A 20,719-nucleotide genomic window follows, 5' to 3' on the forward strand; every position below is an offset into this window, starting at 1 on the left:
TTATTTTTCTATGTTTAGAGTAGATAAATTTAATTATATGAATAAAATTGCTTACTAAGGTTTAGTAAGTCTTCCTTATTGTTTAACTCTGGTGTTTGCATTACATTTTCAAGAAGAAAATTTAATATAACACCTATATTTTTTCCAGGTTTATAGTTAAGTTCAGTAATTAAATCATTTCCTGTTATGGCTAAGTCCTTAATAAATAGGGGTTCCTTTGAAGCTAATATATCAGAAACTCTGTTTTTTAATATATCTATACATTCAGTATCATATTCATCCATGTAAGATAGATATGATTTTTGTAAATCTAATAAATCAAAGATATTTTCAGTTCCAACTGAATTTATAAGTAGTTTTAGTTTTTTTCTTGTCATATTACATGAAATACTATTTATATTTTCTACTAAATTGCAAGTATCATTTATTGTATTATTATCATATTTAAGTTTCTTTAATATAGTTCTGCACTTCTCAACTGCATTTTCAGAATTAAAAACCTTATAGAATAATCCTGCTAATCTCACATGAAGCTTTTTAGGAAGTGAATTTATTAATCCATAAGTATCATGAATATCATCATATAAATCATAGCAATTTATTAGTTTTAAATTCTTAAATTCCTCAACTAAAAAGTCAGAAAATCCTAGCTTTCTAAGAAGCATAAGACCTCTATCAGGATCATTGCTTAGAATGATTTTAGTGAATTCGCTTTGAATTCTTTCCATGCTTATATTTTTTATTAATTTAAAATTCTTTCTTATAGATTCAGCAGTTAATTTTTCTATTTTAAAGTTTAATTGACAACTAAATCTAATTGCTCTAAGCATTCTTAAGGCATCTTCAGAGAAGCGTTTATCAGGATCTCCAACGCATCTTATTAATTTGTTTTTTAGATCTTCTTTTCCATTAAAACAATCCTTAAATCCTAAATATGGGCTATATGCCATTGCATTTATAGTAAAATCTCTTCTTGATAAATCTTCTTCTATATTAGAAACGAACTTTACGTCTTTAGGTTTTCTATTATTTAAATATTCCCCATCTACTCTATAAGTAGTTACTTCATAAGGATTTTTATCGATTAAAACTGTTACTGTTCCATGTTTAATACCAGTAGGAATAGTTTTATCAAAAAGCTCTTCTATTTTTTCAGGGAATGCATTGGTTGTAATATCATAATCTTGAGGTTTTTTATTTAATAAAGAATCTCTTACACAACCACCAACTATAAAGGCTTCAAAACCATTAGAGTCAAATTTCTCTAAGATATATTGGACATTGTTAGGTAATTTCATTAACATGTCACCTCCTAGTAGTTATTTTATCAATTAATATACATTTTAGCTATAAATAGAGTACTTATTTGTTTACAAAAAATAATAATATGCAATAATTAAAATAGAGATTAAAATGGAAAGAAAGGATAGACTTATGGAAATACCGGTAAAAAAAATAGGTGAGTTCGTTAAAGGAGAAAGAGTCGAAGGTTTTTTTCTTTTAAAATCAGTTACTTTAAAAACTACTAATTCTGGTGGAAAAAAATATTTAGATTTAGTTTTAAGTGATAAAACTGGTGATATATTAGGTAAAGTATGGGAGATTAAACCTGAGCATGAAGAATTAAAAAGCAATACAGTATTTAAGATTAGAGGTACGGTGAATAGTTGGCAGGGAACTTTACAGTTAAAGGTAGAACAGGCTAGCAAAGTTACTGAAGAAGATAATATAAACTTAGATGATTTTGTTCAGAGTGCGCCATATACTAGCGATGAAATGTTTAATACTATAAAAGACACTGTTGATAATGTGAATGATGTGGATATAAAAAATATTCTAAATAGAGTTTTAGAGATTAATAAGGATAAACTTATGTACTATCCAGCAGCAAAGTCAAATCATCACTCTATAAAGGGTGGACTTTTATATCACATAACAACTATGTTAAAGTTAGCTGATAATATTTGTGGAATATATGATTTCTTAAACAGAGATTTAGTTTATGCAGGGGTAATACTTCATGATATGGCCAAAATCAAAGAGATGTCTTCTAATGAAATGGGAATAGTGGATGAATATACTTTAGAAGGAACTTTACTTGGGCATATTACTCAAGGAATAAAGGAAATTGAGGTAATAGGAAAAGAAGTTAATGCAGATAGCAAGATTATAATGTTACTTCAACATATGGTCTTATCACATCACTATGAGCCTGAATACGGAAGTCCTGTTAAGCCTCTTATACCAGAAGCTGAGATGTTACATTATTTAGATGTAATGGATGCTAGAATGTACGATATGAAAAAGGCAATTAAGGAAACTAAGGAAAATGAATTCTCAGAAAGAATTTGGTCTTTAGATAGTAGAAGAATATATAATCACGGAATGTATGAAAAAAATAATTAAAAAAACAGCTCATAATGAGCTGTTTTTTTAATTATTTACTTAAGATTTTTATTGAGATTTTAATATTTTTTTATTTAATAGGAATCATTAATATTTCAGTGATTTAAATAATTTAATTCATTAGTAGATACTTTGACACACAAAGAGCAGTAGCAGCTAAACAACCATTAAAATCGTGATATTTTTTTATTATAAAATTTTGTCTTTCATTATCTGATAATAAATTAATATTTTGATTTAAAGATTCTTTTAGTAAGTCTACTAATAGTGGTTCATTAAACAGTTCACTATGAATTATTACTTTATCTGAATCAATTATCATAGCTAAATTATTTATGGTAATTGATATATATCTAATAGCGGAGTTAAGTATTGTTATTACTCCTTCATCTCCCAATTTATATGCTTTTAATATAGTTTCTATTGTTATCTCATCTCTTGAAGAAACTAATTGTTTTAGGTAAGTATTATTTGAATTATCAAATAGTATTTGAGATTTCTTTATAATACAAGATTCACTTCCGTAAGTTTGGAGACAACCTCTTTTACCACATCCACATAATTCACCATTTGGATGAACAACTATATGTCCTATTTCCCCTACTAGAAAATTATTTTCTGCATAAAGCTTTCCATTATACATATATGAGCAAAACATTCCTCTACTTATATGAAAGAATATAAAATTATCATTGTTATTGTTACTACCAAATAATCTTTCAGCTAATGTCATGCATTTAACATTATTTTCAAAATAAATTGGTAATTTAATAGTTTTAAATAGCTCTTTTAAATTGAAACTTTTCCAAAATGGATTATTAGTAATTATGGATTTATTTTTTTGATCAAAATGACCAGGAAGAGCAATACCAATAGCCTGAGGTTTATATTTTTTACAAGACTCAATAAATTCATTTAATTTATAAATATAAAAAGATTCTGTTAATGTGTTTAATTCAATAACATTTTTCTTTAGTATTTCACCAGTATTATTGGCAAGGCAAAACGAAATATACTTTGTTGATAATTCAGAACCTATATAGAAGCTATGGTTCGAAGTAATATCTAATAATATTTTTTTTCTACCAGATTTATTTTGTGGTGATAAATCTTCTCCTACTTCATGAACAAGCTTTTCATTAATCATATTATAGGTTATTTCGCTAACCGTTGCTGGAGTAATACCTGTTTCCTTTGAAATTTCAATTCTAGAAATAGGACCTTTAGAATAAATTTTATCTAATATTTTAAATCTTAATTCTTGCTGCTTTTTTGTAAGTTTCATGTATAATCTCCTCTATTTTAATATATTAAAATAAATTTTATAAATAGGATTTAATTAATTATTTATAAATTATAAAAAATAAAATACAATATAACTATTTACATTTATAAATAGTTAGTTATAAAAATATTATATACCTTTTTATGGATGCAATATAAACAAATTTATAAGCGTAATTAAGTATAATAATGAAATTTCATTCCTATCAATTATAACTCTTAATAATAAATTATAAAATATAATTTATTAACTAATATACAAAAAGAAAATAATAAAAATATTAGTATGAGATAAATTATTGAGTTTAATATAAAATTATATAAATAAATTAGTAGTTCTCTCTTAAATTAATAAAGTATATTTATTATAAAATATAATTAAAAAATACAAAAAAACATTTACATTTAGATAAAATTGATATATTATATATTTAATGATTATAAAATATAACAATGTAAATGTTTTATATGATATAATTATTTATTATTTATAATTTATTATTAAAATTAGGGGGTTGAAAAGTTTATGAAGAAAAATGAGTCTTTTTTAGAAACAAAGATGTTACCTATTGCAGCTAAAATAGGATCTAACAAAATACTAATTTCAATACGTGATGGTATTACATTAAGTATGCCTCTTATCATTATTGGTTCATTATTTCTTGTAATAGCTAGTTTCCCAATAAAAGCATGGACTGATTGGTTAGCATCTATAGGAATTGAATCTTATCTATTGAAGGGAGTAGATAGTAGTTTTGGATTAATGGGGTTAATAACTAGTTTTGGAGTTGCTAATAGTTTATCACGTCAATATAACGTAGATGGTATATCAGCAGGTGTTATTTCCTTATCATCCTTTATTGTTGTAACTCCTTTTATTTCGGGTGAATCTGGTGCAGGAATTCCAATTGGATATATGGGAAGTAAAGGATTATTTGTCGCTATGATAGTTGGTATAATTTCTGCTTTGATTTTTAAAGAATTTATAAAACGAAATATTCAAATTAAATTACCAGATTCAGTACCGCCAGCAGTAGCTAGAAGTTTTAGTGCACTTATTCCTGGCTCAGTTATTATAACTTTATGGTTAATAATTTTCGTGATTCTTGAAATTATTAACATAGGAAATATACATGATTTAATGATGATAGTTTTAGGGGGGCCTTTGGGATTACTTGGAAATAATATATTTGGGACAATCTTTGCGATATTATTAAATAGTTTATTATGGTTTGTTGGAATACATGGTGGAAATATTGTAAATAGTATTCTTAGTCCAATTTGGTTGATTAATTCGGATGCAAATAGATTATTATTCCAAGCAGATAATACTGCTAATTTACCTAATATTATTACATCTCAGTTTATGGATAATTTTGTGTATATTGGTGGTGGTGGAGCCACAATTGGATTAGTAATTGTTATTGCTGTCATTGCTAGAAAAAAACGAGCAAGTAAAGTAACAAAAGCTATGGCTCCATTAACTTTAGCACCTGGAATATTTAATATAAATGAGCCGACTATGTTTGGATTACCAGTAGTAATGAACTTTTCATTATTAATACCATTTATTTTAGCACCAATAGCTAACGCAATAATATCATACTCAGCTATGGCATCGGGACTTGTTGCTAAAACAACAGGAATTGCGGTTTCATGGACAATGCCTCCTATTATTAGTGGATTTCTTACAACTGGAGGTCATATAAGTGGATCTATTTTGCAGATTATATTGATAATTGTTGATATATTAATTTATTGGGGATTTTATAAAGTAGTAGAAAAAAGAAATTTAGAATTAGAGTCAGTACAGAATAATTAAATTATTATATAAATTTATGGTTAATTAAAAAAAGAGATTGGAGATAATAATTATGGGAAAAAGATTGATTAGTTCAAATGCTTCAGAAATATTAAAAATGAATGCTGCTGAATTAAAACAAAGTATTAAAGCTAGTGAGGGAAGAACTATAATTTCAGAAAATGTGGTTATTAGAGAATCATTTATAGGTGATATTACTAATTCTGAAATTGCTAGAGCTTTTGGAGCGGATTTAATTTTGCTTAATTGTCTAGATGTTTTAAATCCAAAAGTTTTTGGGTTAGATGTAAAAGAGGGTTCATTTGTTGATGAATTACATCGTTTGGTAGGACGTCCAATTGGAGTTAATTTAGAACCTGTAGATTTAAGTGCAGATATGTCTGAAGACATTTATACTATAAGTAAAGGTAGACAAGCTACTCTTGAAACAATTAATGAAATTGAAAAGCTTGGTATGGACTTTGTTTGCTTTACTGGAAATCCAGGAACAGGAGTTACTAATTTACAAATAGAAAAAACAATTAGTTTAGCTAAAGAAAATTTTTCAGGACTTATAATTGCAGGTAAGATGCATGGAGCAGGGGTCAATGAACCTGTTGCCGATATAAAGGCTGTTGAGAGATTTATAGAAGCTGGAGCAGATATTATATTAGTGCCTGCAGTTGGGACAGTACCTGGATTTGATGATAGCGAATTAAAGGAAATTGTTAAAGTTGCTCATAGTAAAGGTGCTCTTGTATTAACTGCAATTGGTACTAGTCAAGAAAGTTCTGATGAGGATACTATAAAACAGATTGCAATAAGAAATAAAATTTGTGGAGCAGATATTCAGCATATTGGGGATGCTGGTTATGGTGGATTAGCACCATTTGAAAATATATTTGCTATTAGTAAAGCAATTCGTGGAGTTCGTCATACTGTATCAATGATTGCTCGTTCAATTAATCGTTAATGTAATAAGAAAGGATTGAGAAATATGAAAGTAACAATTATGTTAGTATGTGCTGCTGGTATGAGCACTAGTTTAATGGTAGAAAAAATGAAAAAGGCTGCTGAAAATAAAGGAATTGAAGCGGATATATTTGCTGTCTCATCTGGAGAAGCGGATAATTATTTAGAGAGTAAAAAAATAGATGTATTACTTTTAGGACCTCAAGTACGTTTTATGAAATCAAAATTTGAAGAAAAAGTTGAGCAGTACAATTTTGCATTAGATATTATACCAATGGTTGACTATGGAATGATGAATGGGGAGAGGGTATTAGATCAAGCTATTAATTTATTAAATCAGTAAAAAAGTTTTTATATATAATTTTAAATTAGAAGATATAAGGGGTAAAAATAAAAGTTTTAGAGGTGAGTTATGAAAAAAAATAAAATATTAAGTTTTATTACAGTATGTACAGTGATGGTTCTCGTAGGAACTAATGTTACGGTAAAATCATTAACTCAAGAAAAAAATAATATAAGAACGCAATATGATTTGGTAAAATTAAATAAGAATTTAATTAAAAATAGTAGTTTTGAAAATGGATCTCAATATTGGAAAACTAAAGGAGAGGCTCAAGTTTCAAATTATGAAAATGCAGCGGCAACAGGAGATAAATTTGGATTATTACCTATCAATACTAAAGATTCTGTTATTTATCAAATTATAAATGTAAAACCTAATACTAAATATGTCGCTAGGGCTAAAGTATTAGTTGCTAAAAAAGGTGGAAAAGCATTTTTTAATGTAAAGACACCAGACTTAAGTTCATTAATTAATAATGCTGAAGTTACTGTTAATTATGATGAAAGTTATGATTGGAAGTATCAGGACATAAAATTAGAATTTAACAGTGGAAATAACAAAGAAATTGCTCTTAGTGTTATGAAGTGGACAGAGAGTAATATGGGGCCTATTTATGAAGGACAAGTCTATGTAGATGATATATATTTAGAGGAGAATAATTCAGAAGCCGAAAATAATGATTATAAAATTATATGGGCTGATGACTTTAATAATAAAGAGTTAGATGAATCTAAGTGGGAGTATGAATTAGGATCAATTCGTGGAATAGAGCAACAACACTATGTAAACGATAAAGAAAATGTTTTTATTAGAGATAATGAAAGTGGTGGAGAATTAGTTTTACAGGCAACTGATAGACCAAAAGATCTTCAATATATTAATCCTCGTTCTAAAGGTACAAATGATGAGAGAAAAGTTATTTATAACTCAGGAAGTATTAGAACACATGGAAAGCAAGAATTTTTATATGGACGTATTGAAATGAAAGCTAAATTACCTAAGGGACAGGGGGTATTTCCTGCATTTTGGACATTGGGATCAGATTTTACTCTTGATGGGGATATAAGTAAATCACAAGGGTATGGATGGGCTAGATGTGGTGAAATTGATATTATGGAATTAATAGGTTCTAGAGAAAATGGGAACGGAAATAAAACTGTATATCAAACAATTCATACAGCAGATACATCAGATGATAATACATATCAAAAATTAGGTGGAACTAGTTATAAAATTGATGATGATTTTTATGATGATTATCATATATTTGGAGTTGATTGGTCAAAGGGAAAAATCCAATGGTATGTAGACAATGATATAGTTGCTACTGTTGATTACAAAAATAACCCAGTAGCTTCTAAAGCATTAGATAGACCACACTATATTCAAATGAATTTAGCAATGGGAGGAGCATGGCCAGGAAAAGTTGCTACAGATTTAGGAGGAAAATTAGAATCTCAATATGCTATAGATTATGTTTATTATGCACAAAATAATCAACAAAAAGAAGATGCTGAAGAATATTATAAATCTTCGCCTAAAATAGAAGAGGCAAAAGATATTGTTATTTATGAAGGTGATACTGATTTATTATCTAATGTAAAAGTTAGTAATAATGCAAGTGTTGATTTCTCAATAACTGATTATCCACAATTTGGAGATAAGGAAAAAAGTGCTACAAGTGAAGACCCTATTACTAGTGTAGATTTAGTGTGTACAGGCAAGAATGATCTTACTAGTTTAGCTAATTTACCAGCTGGTAAATATTAACTATATTATACTGCATTACCAAAATATTTAAAATTAGATGATAAAGGTATACCAGATGGAAAGCAAAATTATAAGTTTGATAGAAAAGGATATAATCTTCTTATAAAGAAACGTAGTTTAGACTTAGAAAAGGATAAATAGATAATAGAAATAGTATTTAATCTAGAGTTAAGATTTTTATAGGGAATTATTAAATTAATTTAGGGAGTTGTTGTTAGTGGAAAATCAAAAAAATCTAGAAGTTATTATGAACTTAATTATGTATGGTGGAGATGCTAAAAGCAATGCTATTGAGGCTATACAAGCTGCTAAAAATGGTGAATTTGAATTAGCTAATACTAAGATTTTAGATGCAGAATCTTCATTATCAAAAGCTCATAATTCTCAAACAGAATTATTAAGCGAAGAAGCAAAAGGAAATGAAACAATAGTTTCATTATTAATGGTACATGGGCAAGATCATTTAATGAATGCAATAACTTTTACTGATTTAGCTAAAGAATTTATAAATATGTATGAGAGAATTTCAGATATTGAAAAGAATAGTATAAAATAATAGAATTTAAATTAAAGTTGTTAAGCTAAAGTAATTTTAACAATATAAGAAGAAGTATGGTTTATTAAATTAATCCATACTTCTTCTTATATAATGGTTTTATAAAAATATATTAAAATTAATAGAACATTTTAGTATATTATTATTTTTGAACCATTTTTTACATTATCATATAGCCATTTAGAATCTTCAACTGATAATCTTATGCATCCGTGGGAAGCTGGTACCCCTAAGGTTGGATCTGATATTGTAGTTTTATCAGAATCAAATGGGATTGAGTGAAATAAATAGTTACCCATAAATTGAACATAGTATTTTCCACCTTGTCCGTATTTAGGTGAGAAAAACCAAGGAGCTCTATTTTGTACAGTAAATACTCCTACAGGAGTTTCCTTTCCTTCAATACCAGTTGAACATGTAAATGTCTTAGCTAAAGTCCAATCATTTTTTGAGCCTTCATATACATAAGTTTTTTGTTCAGCTATATTTACAAAAACCAAATAATTAGTGTTACTAGTTATATCAAATTGATTTATTGTATCTTCATTTAATTTTTTATAATATTCCATAACTGGAGCAGTTCTAGCTGTGGCTTTATCTATATTCTTTTGGCTATAAGCTTCAAGATGCTCCAATCTAAGATTTTCTAATTCATCTCTTTTTTTCTGTAATTTTGGATCATCAGGTAGAGAATTTATTTTAGAATCTAAATATTCTATTCCTTTTGAATATTTTTCATTAGATATATATTCATCTACAGTTTCTAAAATAGGTTCTCTTATTTTATCTAAGCAAGTTTCTTCATATTCTAGTGCTTGAGCTTTACAATCTGAAAGATTATGTACACTTTTAAAGTAGTTTAAAGCTTCTAAATAATTTTCTTCATCTAGCTTAGAAATTCCAATATCAAAGGAATCCTTTGAATTTTTTATTAGAGGAAGTGTATTTTTAAAATTTAAAATTTCCTCATTAGACGTATTTAAGGATAATAGTCCATTTAAATCTTCTACAGTTTCTTCTTCAGATATATCTCCAGAATAATAATCATTTTCTATTTCTGATAATTTTTCTATGATTACATTATCTGATGATTTAAGAAAAGTTTTTCTTAATATAATATTCTTTGTCCCATTATTAAAACAATTGGAGGCAGCTTCATAATTATTTAATGCTAAATCCTCTTTAAATTTGTTTAAGTTGTTTGAGAATGACAATATAAAGTATGCAACAATTATAATTAATAATATTAATATTGTTGAAGAAATTGAAATTAAAAGTTTTTTGTTTTTCATTTTTTACCTCTATTTAAATTTAGTAATTTACCTTAATTATGGACAATAATACCAACATTAATCATTATAGGGTATTTTTACTCATTAATAAATGACAACTATTGTATTTTTTTTGTGAAACAGTCATAATATTAGTATAAAGTAATGGTTTTAACAGAATATTAACAATTTTTATGTAAGGTGGTGTTGAGCATGAAGAAAGTTCATGAAAGGTTTTTAGAATATGTAAAAGTAGATACTAAATCAGATGAGACAACAAGGGTTACTCCTAGTACAAAGGGTCAATTAGAACTAGGAAAAATGCTTGCAGAAGAACTAAAGGAAATCGGAGTAGATGAAGTAAGAATAAGCGAAGAAGGATATGTATATGCTTGCTTAAAGAGCAATTGTAATAAGGATATTCCGAAAATAGGATTTATTTCACATATGGATACTGCACCAGATATGAGTGGAAAAAATGTTAATCCTAAAATTGTTGAAAATTATGATGGTAAAGATATTGAACTTGGAAATGGATATACATTATCACCAAGCTTTTCACCAGAGCTTCCAATGTATAAAGGACAAACTTTAATAACTACTGATGGAACTACTCTTTTAGGCGCTGATGATAAAGCTGGAATAGCGGAAATAGTAACAGCTATTGAATATTTAATAAAACATCCAGAAATAAAACATGGTGATATTAAAATAGGATTTACTCCAGATGAAGAAATTGGAGAAGGAGCAGATCACTTTGATGTTGAAGGCTTTGGAGCAGATTTTGCTTATACATTAGATGGTGGAAGAATAGGTGAATTAGAATATGAAAACTTTAATGCTGCAAGTGCTAAGGTTGAAATAATAGGTAAAAATGTTCACCCAGGAAGTGCTAAAGGAAAAATGATTAACTCTATTTTAGTTGCTCATGAATTTGTTTCTATGCTTCCTTTAGATGAAGTTCCAGAAAAAACAGAAGGATATGAAGGGTTCTCATTCTTATTAGATATACAAGGTGAAGTAGAAAAAACTTCATTATCATTTATAATAAGAGATTTTGATAAAGAAGGCTTTAAAAATAGAAAAGAAAGATTTAATGAAATAGCTAATGAATTAAATAAAAAGTATGGAGAAGGTACTGTTACAGTAACTTTAAAAGACCAATACATGAACATGAAGGAAATGATAGAACCTAGAATGCATATTGTAGAAACTGCTGAAAAAGCAATGAAGCTATGTGGAATTGAGCCAATCAAAAATCCTATAAGAGGAGGTACTGATGGAGCAAGATTATCATTTATGGGACTACCAACACCAAATCTATTTACTGGCGGAGAAAACTTCCATGGAAGATATGAATATATATCAATAAATTCAATGGAAAAAGCTGTTGAAGTAATACTAAACATAATAAAAATCTATGCTGAAAAATAAGAGTAAATAAAATAAACCTATAAATATATTTAGATAATTAATCAAAATATATTTATAGGTTTTAACTTTTAATTTATTTTAATAATTTATAATAAACTTACTTTATTAAGGTTCTTTTGTATCCCCTAAAAAGAAGACAGCTAATGTTCCTATACCTGTGTGAGAACCTATAACTATTCCTATATAATCTATAAGTATGTCTTTTACAGGATATTTTTCTCTAATCATTTCTGCTAAAGTCTCTGCATCTTCAACACAATCACTGTGAGCTATAAAAATTGTTTGTTCATCAGGGTTTACAATACGCTTTTCAAGCTCTTGGAATAACATTTTTAAAGATTTTTTTCTTCCTTTAGCCTTAGCAAAGTTATGAAGTTCTCCTGCATCATTTACATATAGCATTGGTTTTATACTTAATAAACTACCAATAGCTGCTGCTGTAGATGAAATTCTTCCACCTCTTTTTAAATGATCTAGGCTATCTACAGTAAAGTAATGACATAACTTATTTTTGTTTTCTTCTACCCAAGAGTAGATTTCATCTATAGACTTTCCATCCTTCTTCATTTGAGCAGCATAATAAACTAGTAATCCTTGGCCTAAGCAAGCAGCTCTAGTATCTATTATCTTTATATCAGCATCAGGATATTTTTCTAATAATTCCTCTCTAGCTATAAGTGAACTATTATATGTTCCGCTTAGAGCTGATGAAAATGCTAAATATAGAATAGATATATCTTGTTTAACATATTCTTCAAAGGCTTCAACAAATCTGAATGAGTTTATTTGACTTGTTGATGGCATAACTCCTTCTCTTAATTTATTATAGAAAGCTTTTGGAGTTAATTCGCTATCAATATTGTCAATGTATTCTGTATTATTAATATTACATATAAGTCCTAAATAATTAATATCTAAATCTTTTACCATGCTTTTTGGCAGATCAGCTGCCGAATCAGTAAATAAAACAAATTTTTTCAAAATAAATTTTCCTCCTTTTCTTAATAGAGTTATTCTAAATAAGTATAATATTTAATGTAAAAAATATCTAGGGCGTATAACACAAGAATTGCCCATAAATAAAATATTTAATAATAATTTAAGCTTTGGGAATAATATGGAATATCTTGATTTATTAATGAATATATGATATTATAAGTCTGTTAATATGCGGTGGTAGCTCAGCTGGATAGAGTAGTCGGCTACGAACCGATTGGTCGGGGGTTCGAATCCTCTTCGCCGCACCAATTTTAAGGGTTACAAGTTTTTGTAACCCTTATTTTTATGCAATTTTTTAAATAGAGAATATAATAGGGTTATAATAAATTATAGAATTTAACTAGGGTAGAGAGAAAAAGATATATTTTGAAAAGTATATAACTTATAAAGTTAAATATAAAAATTAAAATATACAAAAGGAGAGAGTTATGAAAAAAGAGGAACAATATTTTTATCATGTTGTTACAGAAAAACCTATGAAATTAGGACAAGTTATAATTTTTGATAAGGATAATCATAATGGAGTATATGAGAGAAGTTTAAATTTTGATTTTAGAAATTCAAAGGGAAAGACAGCAATTGAAATAGTAAGAGAAAATATTAAGGATGGAAAACTTAATTTAAATAAAGAGGATACTGAGATATTAAGTAATTACTTAGAATGGTCAACAAAGGGTTATAGAGAGTTAATATTAGAAATTGAGAGAAGAAAAGAAAATATTAATGCTCCTTCAAGAATGGCCTGTTTATATGTATCAAGAGATTTAAAAGATGCTAAGAAATGGGCAAAAAGTTTTATTTATTTTGGTAGACCTACATTTCAAATAGTAAAATTAAAGGCAATGGGAAATTCCTTTGATGGCAATTCATACAATATAAAAACTGAGACAGTTTCAATAAAGAAACAATTTGAATTTGCTAAAAATTATTGGAATAATGAGTTTTGTGAAAATGAATTAATAGAAACAATTATAGATGGCAGGATAGAAGTTGTAGAAATTGTTGAAGAGTTTAATTAGGTATAATAGTGTATTTAAGTTAGAATAAAAAAATTTACTTAGGTGAAAATAATTATAAAATGAGCTTAATTCATCAAGAATTTTAGTCCGATTATCTTATAAATAAGATAAAATAATATGCTAAAGGTGATAATATGAATTATGATTTTATAATTACGATTTTAGATGAACATAATGAATCAAGTATTTTATTAGCTGAAAAGTTAAAGCCTAAAGAGATAATATATTTATATAAAAAGGATGAAGAATTAAAGGTTTTAAATTCATTGAAACAGTTTTATTTAAATAAATTTCCTAATTGCAATTTTAGTGATGAAAAATTAGGGAAGGATACTATTTCATCCATAGAAGAAATTATAAAAAAAATAAAAAGCAAGAACGTAGCTATATGTTTAAATCAAGGGGATAAAAAGGATATTTTAATAATGTATACCATAGCGTTAAAACATAATATAGATGGATTCTTTCTTGATATACCTAAAGAGGAACTTTTAAAGTTAAATTTAGAAAGTGTACAATGTAAAAATTGTAATTTTGTAGATTTGGATGTGGAAGACATTATAGATAGTATAGGGGCTTCTATTGTTGTGGATTCAACAGAAATTTCAGAGATAAATATTATAGAGATTATGACTAACTATATAGCTGATAATTTAGATCTTTGGAAAAAGTATAAAATAAGGTTAAGTGATAATTCTGTTTTTATCCATGATGAATCAAATCCTAGAAGTATAAAAATAGATAAGGAATTATTGAGCAGAGAAGAAGTTATGCTTCTTGATAAAATACTTAACTTTTTAGAGAAAAATGGCCAAATAAAAGTAAAAGAATTAGAGCAATGTTTAAAGGTAACATTCCAAAATGAATTTATAAAAGGATTTATTTTTAAAAGTGGAACATGGCTTGAAGTTTTAACAAAAAATATTATTGAAGAAATAAAAAGCATTGATGATATAAAAAGTGGTTTATTATTTCTTTGGAATGATAAAGAATCTAGAGTTAAAAATGAGCTAGATGTTGTTGCCATAAAGGATTCAGTGCTTATTTGTGTTTCTTGTAAGGATTCAAAAAAATATGATGAAGTTGCCTTAAATGAATTAAATGTTTATTCTGAGCAATTAGGAGGAGAAAATGTAATAAAAATATTAGTAGCAACACACCCTCCAATTAAATCATCTATTTCAAAAAGAGCTAAAGAGATGGGGATAAACTTAGTTGTTTTTGATGGGAATAAAAAAGCATTTAAAGAAGAATTAGAAAAAATAATAAAATAAAATTTTTATTTGGGATAAATAAAGAAAATAGGGAGAAAATAAATTTAAATTCTCCTATAATCTTATTTTATAAAAAGGGGCTGTATCAAAATATAATAAAACTTACAAACATATTCCGAGAATTACTAAATTTCTCTTCATACTGTTTGTAAGTTTTATAAAAGTTATTTTGATACACGCCCTTTTTAACTATTTGTGACCAATAGTTTCACCCATATTAACTTTAGTTTCAAAACCTAATTTAGTTTGTTCAACTATATCACTATCTATTTTTATAGCATCTTTCTTAAAGAATAAGATAGTAGTTGAACCACCAAACTTAAAGTATCCTTTTTCCTCTCCTTTTTTTACTCTCTTTTCAGGAGAATATGTTTGAAGTATTGTACCAACACAAGTAGCACCAACTTCTACATGAAGAATTTCACCAAAATTATCAGAGTTAAAAATAGACCATTCTCTTTTGTTCTTGCAGAAAAGTTCAGATATATTATTAAGAGCTATAGGATTAACTGAATAATAAAAACCTGAAATTTTCTTGCTTTCACTACAAGTTCCACTATCTACGAAGTGAAATCTATGATAGTCAGTTGGGCATAATCTTAGTATAAGACAAGTTCCACCTTCAAATTCTTCAGCTACTTTAGGATCATCTATTAATTCTTTTAAAGAATATGTATATCCTTTTATCTGAACAACTTTATTAAGATCTATATTTTCAAATGCAGATAATCTGCCATCTCCAGGAGAAATTAAAATATTCTCACTATAATCAATAGGTCTAGCTTCAGGAGTTAAGGTCCTTGCAAAGAAATCATTAAAGTTTTCAAATTCATCTATATTTTTATTGCAAAGAGACATATCAATATTAAACTCATCAATAAAGGCTTTAATTTTTTTCTTACTTAAAGAAGAATCGCAAAAATTTCCGTAAAGTTTTGAGAACATCTTCTTTTTAATAAATAATTCTAAGAAGCTTTTTCCTATAGGAGATGCATAAGACCAATTTATATATTTAAGACCAGCTACTTGCTCAACATCATAAGCTTTTGTTTTCCTGTTATAAATTTTTATCATAAATTATAATCTCCCTTTAAAAATTATGTTAAATACATATATTATATTATTATATATATAAATTCAACTTGTAAACAAGAAATTACAAATTTATATTATTGATTAAATAAAATAAGTGGTATATGATTAAATTGTTTTAAGAATAAGTGTTGGAGTGGGTAGTATGAATAGAACTAAGAAAGCTATTTTTGAAGCAGCTATAAACGTTTTTGCTACTTCAGGTTATAATGGATCAACTGTAGATGAAATTGCATCCAAAGCTAATGTTGCTAAGGGAACACTTTATTATAATTTTAAAAGTAAAGAGGAAATTTTTAATTTTGTAATTAGCAAGGGGTTAGAAATTTGGCATGAAAAATTAACTAAGATAGAAAATTTAGAAGATGAGCCTATAGAAAAATTAAAAAAACTTTTTAAAATGCAATTTGAATTATTATATGAAAATAGAGCATTTTTTAAAATGGTAATGAGTCAGCTTTGGGGAAAAGAAACTAGGCAGGATGAACTAAGAAATAAAATAACTGAGTATATTGAAGGAATAGAGAGAATATTAAAAGAAGCTATTTCAAAAAAACAAATAAGAGATTGTGATATTTCCTTACTAGCTCACAGTTTATTTGGAAGTCTTATATCAACATCACTATATGAATTAAGTAGGGATAAGGAGTTTAATGTTAATAAGGTTATAGATGAAATTACAATTAACATCTTAGATGGCATAGTGATAAAATAAGATTTGTTGACATATATTAGTTAAAGAGTTAAAATTATTATAAAATTCAAATAAGTCTCCATAGTTCAATGGATAGAACAATCCCCTCCTAAGGGATAAATGTAGGTTCGATTCCTACTGGGGATACCATGGTTTTAACTGTGAAGGAAAAACTCCATATTTATATGGAGTTTTTTAAATATTATTATTTAATATGAAATTTTTGTATAATATAATAATTATATAGGAAAATAAAAAAAGAAGAAAAATATATAGAATAATAGGAGGGGTTTATTTGGACCCATATACGTTTCAAATTGTGCTTCTTATTATCTTGATAATTTTATCAGGATTTTTTTCAGCCTCAGAAACAGCTTTAATGGCTTTAAGCAGAATAAGAGTAAGGCATATGGTTGATGAGGGAGTAAAAGGAGCTAAGTTATTAGAAAAATTATTAGAAGATCCTAATAAATTATTAGGTGGAATCTTAATAGGAAATAATATAGTTAATATAGGTGCATCATCATTAGCATCAACACTTGCGTTTAGAATATTTGGTGATGGTGGAGTTGCTTTAGCTACTGGAGTTATGACAATACTAGTATTAATATTTGGAGAAATAACACCTAAATCCTTAGCTAAGCAAAATGCAGAAAAGGTTTCTTTAGGCGTAGCTCCTATAATAAATATAGTGGTTACAGTTTTCAAACCTCTTGTTTGGTTATTTTCTTCAGTATCATCCCTAATAGTAAGATTATTAGGTGGAGATTTAAATAAAAGTGAGCCATTTATAACAGAGGAAGAATTAAAAACAATGGTTGATGTAAGTGAAGAAGAGGGAGTTCTTGAAGTTGAAGAAAAAGAAATGATATTCAATGTTTTTGAATTTGGAGATCTTCAAGTAAAAGATATAATGGTTCAAAGGGTAAATGTCATTGCAGTAAATGTTACAGCTACCTATGAAGAAGTATTAAAAGTAATAAAAGAACAACAATTTTCAAGAATACCAGTTTATAATGAATCAATAGATGATATTGTTGGAATTTTAAATGTTAAAGATTTAATTCTTTTAGATAGTGATGAAGAAAATTTCAATGTAACAGAATACATGAGAGAACCTTTTAGAACCTTTGAATTTAAAAAGATAACAGAATTATTTGCAGAGATGAAAACAACTAGAAATCACATAGCAGTAGTACTAGATGAATATGGTGGAACAGTTGGTATTGTTACTATTGAGGACTTAATAGAAGAAATCGTAGGAGATATTGAAGATGAATACGATGAGAGAGATAAAGATATAGAAGTTATCAAAGAAAATGAGTTCGTAGTAGATGGTAGCACAAGACTTTCTGACTTAAGCGATATGATAGGATTTGAAATAGAATCTGAGGAATTTGATTCTATTGGAGGATATGTAATAGGTTATTTAGGAAGAATGCCTAAGGTTGGAGAGGAAATTAAAACTAATGACTTTAGAGTTATTGTTGAAGAATTAGATAGAAATAGGGTAAAAAAGGTTAGAGTTTACACATATAAACGAGAAAAAGAGGAGAGTTAAGGGTGCTTAGTTTAGCTTTGGAAGAGGCAGAAAAAGCAAGAGAAAAGGGAGAAGTTCCTGTAGGAGCTGTAATAGTAAAGAATGGAGAAATCATTGCAAGGGCTCATAATTTAAAGGAGACCTTAAAAGATCCAACAGCCCATGCAGAAATTCTTGCCATAAGAGAAGCTTGTAATAAACTAAATAATTGGAGACTTAATGGTTGCGAGATGTATGTTACTTTAGAGCCTTGTCCTATGTGTGCTGGAGCTATTCTTCAAAGTAGACTTTCAAAAATTTATATTGGTACCTTTGATGATACAACAGGAGCAGCTGGTTCTGTAGTTAATATTCTTCAAAATCATAATCTAAATTATTTTCTTGAAGTAGTTTGGGAGAATGATGAAAAATGTAGTAAAATATTAACAAAATTTTTCAAAGATAGACGAGGGTAAGTAATGATTTACTTACCCTTTTTATGTTATACTGAGAATACAAATATTGGTGGGGGTGCATTATGAGCAAATTAGATATGATGGTAGGATATGAAATGAATTTCTATGAAAAGAAATTTGAAGAAAACATAAAGAAATTATCTTACTATATGCATAGATGTTTTAATGAAACTATAGGAGAAAAAGTGGCAGGAATAGCTATAGAAGAAAATCTTTTATATGCTTGGTCATATTACTTCGTTACAATAGCTGATGAAGATCCTAAAATGGGTGACAGAATAATGATGGGGCTTATAAATCACTTTAATACATTATTAGAAGATGAAAATGTAAGAATAAATGGTAAAGAAGGGGCAAAATTAATGATAGATCCTTCTTTCTGTAGAGTATGGTTTGGTACAAGTTTAAATGTTATGTTAGTTAAAAAATATGGTGAAGAGGACTATAAAGAAGTTTTCAACTATATAAAAGATAACTACTTACAAAAAGAATGTAAAATAAGATCACTAAAGGTTTCATAATATTTTTTAATCAGTAAGTAAAGCTTTACTTACTGATTTTTCTTTATGTGCTATAATTAATAAAAATTTATAGTGTTTTTATCTAAAGAAATTAATTTGAAAGAAGTGTTTTTATGAAAATAAATAAAAGATATTTAGTTGCCTTTTTAATCTTATTAATTATTGAGGTTTTTATTGCACTATTTGTACATGATAATTTTATTAGACCTTATATAGGTGATGTTTTAGTTGTAATAGTTATATACACATTTATAAGAGGAATAATAAAAAGAAAAATAAAAAATTTACCCATATATATCTTTTTATTTGGTGTTTTAGTTGAGATTTTACAATACTTTAGAATAGTTGAGTTATTACATCTTCAAAATAGTAGATTTTTTACAATACTTATAGGGACATCCTTTGATGTAAAAGATATTATATGCTATTTTGTAGGAACTTTAATTTTAATCTTTTGGGAAGTTATCAATAAAGAGTAATGATTTTTAGTGAGCTCAAGTTTTGGGCTCACTTTTTTTACATAAATAAGAATAGGATAGCATATTATTTATAGAGAATATTATGTAATAGTATTAGGAGGATCCTATTGTGAAGGAAGACCAATTTAACATAGAAACTTTAATAGTAGCAATATTAGTAATGTTAACAATTATAAACATAGATGTGGTTCATGTAACAGAGGCGCAGAGTGTAAAAATAGAAATAGAAACAGAAGAGGATATACCAATAGTTTCAGATGTTTTTATAACAGTAAATGATGCTAAGAAATGGGCACAAGGAAAAGGAGCCACTAAGGAATTTGTTGAACTTGCTGATTTATATTGGGAATATTCAGATGAACATGGGGATGTTAATCCAGCTTTAGCGTATGTACAAGCAGCTAAGGAAACTGCCTATGGTAATTTTGGAGGGGTATTAGATGCTTCATATCACAATCCATGTGGGTTAAAAACAAATAAGGGTGGGAGCGATAAAGACCCTAAAGCTCATATGAAATTTAAAAATTGGAATGAGGGAGTAAAGGCTCATTTAGATCATTTAGCCTTATATGCAGGGGCAGAAGGATATCCAAAGGCTGAAACAAAGGATCCTAGACACTTTGCTTCAATATTTGGGAAAGCTAATTCGGTAATTGATTTAAGCAAAAATTGGGCACCAAGCCCTACCTATGGAGAAGAAATTCTTGGAATGTACAATGAGATGATGGAAGGGGCAGGAAATAAAGACATGGAGGTAATGAATATATTTTAAGTTAGAGAAATTATATAAGAAATTTAGGTATAAAAAT

At 27.4% G+C, this 20,719-nt stretch carries 20 protein-coding genes and 2 tRNA genes; 17 read left to right on the forward strand and 5 right to left on the reverse strand.

Features of this window, described 5'->3' with window-relative positions:
* Window positions 1-29 precede the first annotated feature (29 nt).
* Window positions 30-1,298: a CCA tRNA nucleotidyltransferase gene (locus ACYUCG_RS13700; protein WP_060795568.1), complete on the reverse strand. Its 1,269-nt coding sequence runs from the start codon at window positions 1,296-1,298 to the stop codon at window positions 30-32.
* A 115-nt stretch (window positions 1,299-1,413) separates the two neighbouring features.
* On the opposite strand from ACYUCG_RS13700, the gene ACYUCG_RS13705 reads away from it, so the two are divergent.
* On the forward strand, window positions 1,414-2,406 hold the full coding sequence (locus ACYUCG_RS13705) for a 3'-5' exoribonuclease YhaM family protein (protein WP_415294635.1): 993 nt from the start codon (window positions 1,414-1,416) through the stop codon (window positions 2,404-2,406).
* Window positions 2,407-2,518: 112 nt separating this feature from the next.
* Here ACYUCG_RS13705 and ACYUCG_RS13710 read toward each other — a convergent pair whose 3' ends face one another.
* The gene (locus tag ACYUCG_RS13710) at window positions 2,519-3,691 is read right to left on the reverse strand and encodes an ROK family transcriptional regulator (RefSeq protein WP_415319736.1); all 1,173 of its coding nucleotides are present in this window, start codon (window positions 3,689-3,691) and stop codon (window positions 2,519-2,521) included.
* 525 nt (window positions 3,692-4,216) lie between these two features.
* On the opposite strand from ACYUCG_RS13710, the gene ACYUCG_RS13715 reads away from it, so the two are divergent.
* From ACYUCG_RS13715 to ACYUCG_RS13735, 5 genes are all read left to right on the forward strand, one after another.
* Window positions 4,217-5,512, forward strand: a complete 1,296-nt coding sequence (locus tag ACYUCG_RS13715) for a PTS sugar transporter subunit IIC (RefSeq protein ID WP_415319737.1) — start codon at window positions 4,217-4,219, stop codon at window positions 5,510-5,512.
* Window positions 5,513-5,564: 52 nt separating this feature from the next.
* A complete protein-coding gene (locus tag ACYUCG_RS13720) occupies window positions 5,565-6,464 on the forward strand; it encodes a DUF7916 family protein (protein WP_004456755.1) in 900 nt (299 codons plus the stop codon).
* A gap of 24 nt (window positions 6,465-6,488) precedes the next feature.
* Window positions 6,489-6,806: a PTS sugar transporter subunit IIB gene (locus ACYUCG_RS13725; RefSeq protein WP_415319738.1), complete on the forward strand. Its 318-nt coding sequence runs from the start codon at window positions 6,489-6,491 to the stop codon at window positions 6,804-6,806.
* A gap of 69 nt (window positions 6,807-6,875) precedes the next feature.
* Window positions 6,876-8,576, forward strand: a complete 1,701-nt coding sequence (locus tag ACYUCG_RS13730; protein ID WP_460268762.1) for a family 16 glycosylhydrolase — start codon at window positions 6,876-6,878, stop codon at window positions 8,574-8,576.
* A 217-nt stretch (window positions 8,577-8,793) separates the two neighbouring features.
* A complete protein-coding gene (locus ACYUCG_RS13735; RefSeq protein ID WP_415319740.1) occupies window positions 8,794-9,132 on the forward strand; it encodes a PTS lactose/cellobiose transporter subunit IIA in 339 nt (112 codons plus the stop codon).
* Window positions 9,133-9,263: 131 nt separating this feature from the next.
* Here ACYUCG_RS13735 and ACYUCG_RS13740 read toward each other — a convergent pair whose 3' ends face one another.
* A complete protein-coding gene (locus tag ACYUCG_RS13740) occupies window positions 9,264-10,424 on the reverse strand; it encodes a L,D-transpeptidase (protein WP_460268763.1) in 1,161 nt (386 codons plus the stop codon).
* 192 nt (window positions 10,425-10,616) lie between these two features.
* Here ACYUCG_RS13740 and pepT point away from each other — a divergent pair, with 192 nt between their 5' ends.
* Entirely contained in the window at window positions 10,617-11,837 is a 1,221-nt protein-coding gene (pepT, locus tag ACYUCG_RS13745) for a peptidase T (RefSeq protein WP_460268764.1), read from the forward strand.
* A 105-nt stretch (window positions 11,838-11,942) separates the two neighbouring features.
* On the opposite strand, the gene ACYUCG_RS13750 is transcribed toward pepT, so the two are convergent.
* A complete protein-coding gene (locus ACYUCG_RS13750; protein WP_139934265.1) occupies window positions 11,943-12,818 on the reverse strand; it encodes a DegV family protein in 876 nt (291 codons plus the stop codon).
* Between the two features lie 189 nt (window positions 12,819-13,007).
* On the opposite strand from ACYUCG_RS13750, the gene ACYUCG_RS13755 reads away from it, so the two are divergent.
* The 3 genes from ACYUCG_RS13755 to ACYUCG_RS13765 all read left to right on the forward strand — a co-directional run bounded on the left by ACYUCG_RS13755 (window position 13,008) and on the right by ACYUCG_RS13765 (window position 15,129).
* Window positions 13,008-13,084: transfer RNA gene (locus tag ACYUCG_RS13755), tRNA-Arg, on the forward strand.
* A 180-nt stretch (window positions 13,085-13,264) separates the two neighbouring features.
* On the forward strand, window positions 13,265-13,855 hold the full coding sequence (locus ACYUCG_RS13760) for a DUF2441 domain-containing protein (RefSeq protein WP_460268765.1): 591 nt from the start codon (window positions 13,265-13,267) through the stop codon (window positions 13,853-13,855).
* Between the two features lie 134 nt (window positions 13,856-13,989).
* A complete protein-coding gene (locus ACYUCG_RS13765; RefSeq protein WP_460268766.1) occupies window positions 13,990-15,129 on the forward strand; it encodes a Card1-like endonuclease domain-containing protein in 1,140 nt (379 codons plus the stop codon).
* Between the two features lie 189 nt (window positions 15,130-15,318).
* Here the strand turns inward: ACYUCG_RS13765 and ACYUCG_RS13770 are convergent, their stop codons facing one another.
* Window positions 15,319-16,203, reverse strand: a complete 885-nt coding sequence (locus ACYUCG_RS13770) for a phosphatidylserine decarboxylase (protein WP_460268767.1) — start codon at window positions 16,201-16,203, stop codon at window positions 15,319-15,321.
* A gap of 163 nt (window positions 16,204-16,366) precedes the next feature.
* On the opposite strand from ACYUCG_RS13770, the gene ACYUCG_RS13775 reads away from it, so the two are divergent.
* The 7 genes from ACYUCG_RS13775 to ACYUCG_RS13805 all read left to right on the forward strand — a co-directional run bounded on the left by ACYUCG_RS13775 (window position 16,367) and on the right by ACYUCG_RS13805 (window position 20,682).
* Entirely contained in the window at window positions 16,367-16,936 is a 570-nt protein-coding gene (locus ACYUCG_RS13775) for a TetR/AcrR family transcriptional regulator (RefSeq protein ID WP_060796725.1), read from the forward strand.
* A gap of 54 nt (window positions 16,937-16,990) precedes the next feature.
* Window positions 16,991-17,065, forward strand: a tRNA-Arg gene (locus ACYUCG_RS13780).
* A gap of 145 nt (window positions 17,066-17,210) precedes the next feature.
* Window positions 17,211-18,476: an HlyC/CorC family transporter gene (locus tag ACYUCG_RS13785; RefSeq protein ID WP_415319878.1), complete on the forward strand. Its 1,266-nt coding sequence runs from the start codon at window positions 17,211-17,213 to the stop codon at window positions 18,474-18,476.
* Window positions 18,477-18,478: 2 nt separating this feature from the next.
* Window positions 18,479-18,910 carry a nucleoside deaminase gene (locus ACYUCG_RS13790; RefSeq protein WP_003472656.1) on the forward strand — a complete coding sequence of 144 codons (432 nt, stop codon included), beginning with the start codon at window positions 18,479-18,481 and terminating at the stop codon, window positions 18,908-18,910.
* Window positions 18,911-18,972: 62 nt separating this feature from the next.
* Window positions 18,973-19,431 (forward strand): hypothetical protein, encoded by a 459-nt coding sequence (locus ACYUCG_RS13795; protein WP_003450846.1) that lies wholly within the window; start codon window positions 18,973-18,975, stop codon window positions 19,429-19,431.
* A gap of 113 nt (window positions 19,432-19,544) precedes the next feature.
* On the forward strand, window positions 19,545-19,910 hold the full coding sequence (locus ACYUCG_RS13800) for a ribosomal maturation YjgA family protein (protein WP_060794577.1): 366 nt from the start codon (window positions 19,545-19,547) through the stop codon (window positions 19,908-19,910).
* Between the two features lie 109 nt (window positions 19,911-20,019).
* The gene (locus tag ACYUCG_RS13805) at window positions 20,020-20,682 is read left to right on the forward strand and encodes a glucosaminidase domain-containing protein (RefSeq protein WP_221400435.1); all 663 of its coding nucleotides are present in this window, start codon (window positions 20,020-20,022) and stop codon (window positions 20,680-20,682) included.
* Window positions 20,683-20,719 lie beyond the last annotated feature (37 nt).

The sequence above is a fragment of the Clostridium sp. CTA-17 genome, from assembly GCF_054767895.1.

Coding starts and splice junctions, on each gene's coding strand:
- ACYUCG_RS13700 (WP_060795568.1), bottom strand. CDS start 1,298: ATGAAATTACCTAACAATGTCCAATATATCTTAGAGAAATTTGACTCT.
- ACYUCG_RS13705 (WP_415294635.1), top strand. CDS start 1,414: ATGGAAAGAAAGGATAGACTTATGGAAATACCGGTAAAAAAAATAGGT.
- ACYUCG_RS13710 (WP_415319736.1), bottom strand. CDS start 3,691: ATGAAACTTACAAAAAAGCAGCAAGAATTAAGATTTAAAATATTAGAT.
- ACYUCG_RS13715 (WP_415319737.1), top strand. CDS start 4,217: ATGAAGAAAAATGAGTCTTTTTTAGAAACAAAGATGTTACCTATTGCA.
- ACYUCG_RS13720 (WP_004456755.1), top strand. CDS start 5,565: ATGGGAAAAAGATTGATTAGTTCAAATGCTTCAGAAATATTAAAAATG.
- ACYUCG_RS13725 (WP_415319738.1), top strand. CDS start 6,489: ATGAAAGTAACAATTATGTTAGTATGTGCTGCTGGTATGAGCACTAGT.
- ACYUCG_RS13730 (WP_460268762.1), top strand. CDS start 6,876: ATGAAAAAAAATAAAATATTAAGTTTTATTACAGTATGTACAGTGATG.
- ACYUCG_RS13740 (WP_460268763.1), bottom strand. CDS start 10,424: ATGAAAAACAAAAAACTTTTAATTTCAATTTCTTCAACAATATTAATA.
- pepT (WP_460268764.1), top strand. CDS start 10,617: ATGAAGAAAGTTCATGAAAGGTTTTTAGAATATGTAAAAGTAGATACT.
- ACYUCG_RS13760 (WP_460268765.1), top strand. CDS start 13,265: ATGAAAAAAGAGGAACAATATTTTTATCATGTTGTTACAGAAAAACCT.
- ACYUCG_RS13765 (WP_460268766.1), top strand. CDS start 13,990: ATGAATTATGATTTTATAATTACGATTTTAGATGAACATAATGAATCA.
- ACYUCG_RS13770 (WP_460268767.1), bottom strand. CDS start 16,203: ATGATAAAAATTTATAACAGGAAAACAAAAGCTTATGATGTTGAGCAA.
- ACYUCG_RS13775 (WP_060796725.1), top strand. CDS start 16,367: ATGAATAGAACTAAGAAAGCTATTTTTGAAGCAGCTATAAACGTTTTT.
- ACYUCG_RS13795 (WP_003450846.1), top strand. CDS start 18,973: ATGAGCAAATTAGATATGATGGTAGGATATGAAATGAATTTCTATGAA.
- ACYUCG_RS13800 (WP_060794577.1), top strand. CDS start 19,545: ATGAAAATAAATAAAAGATATTTAGTTGCCTTTTTAATCTTATTAATT.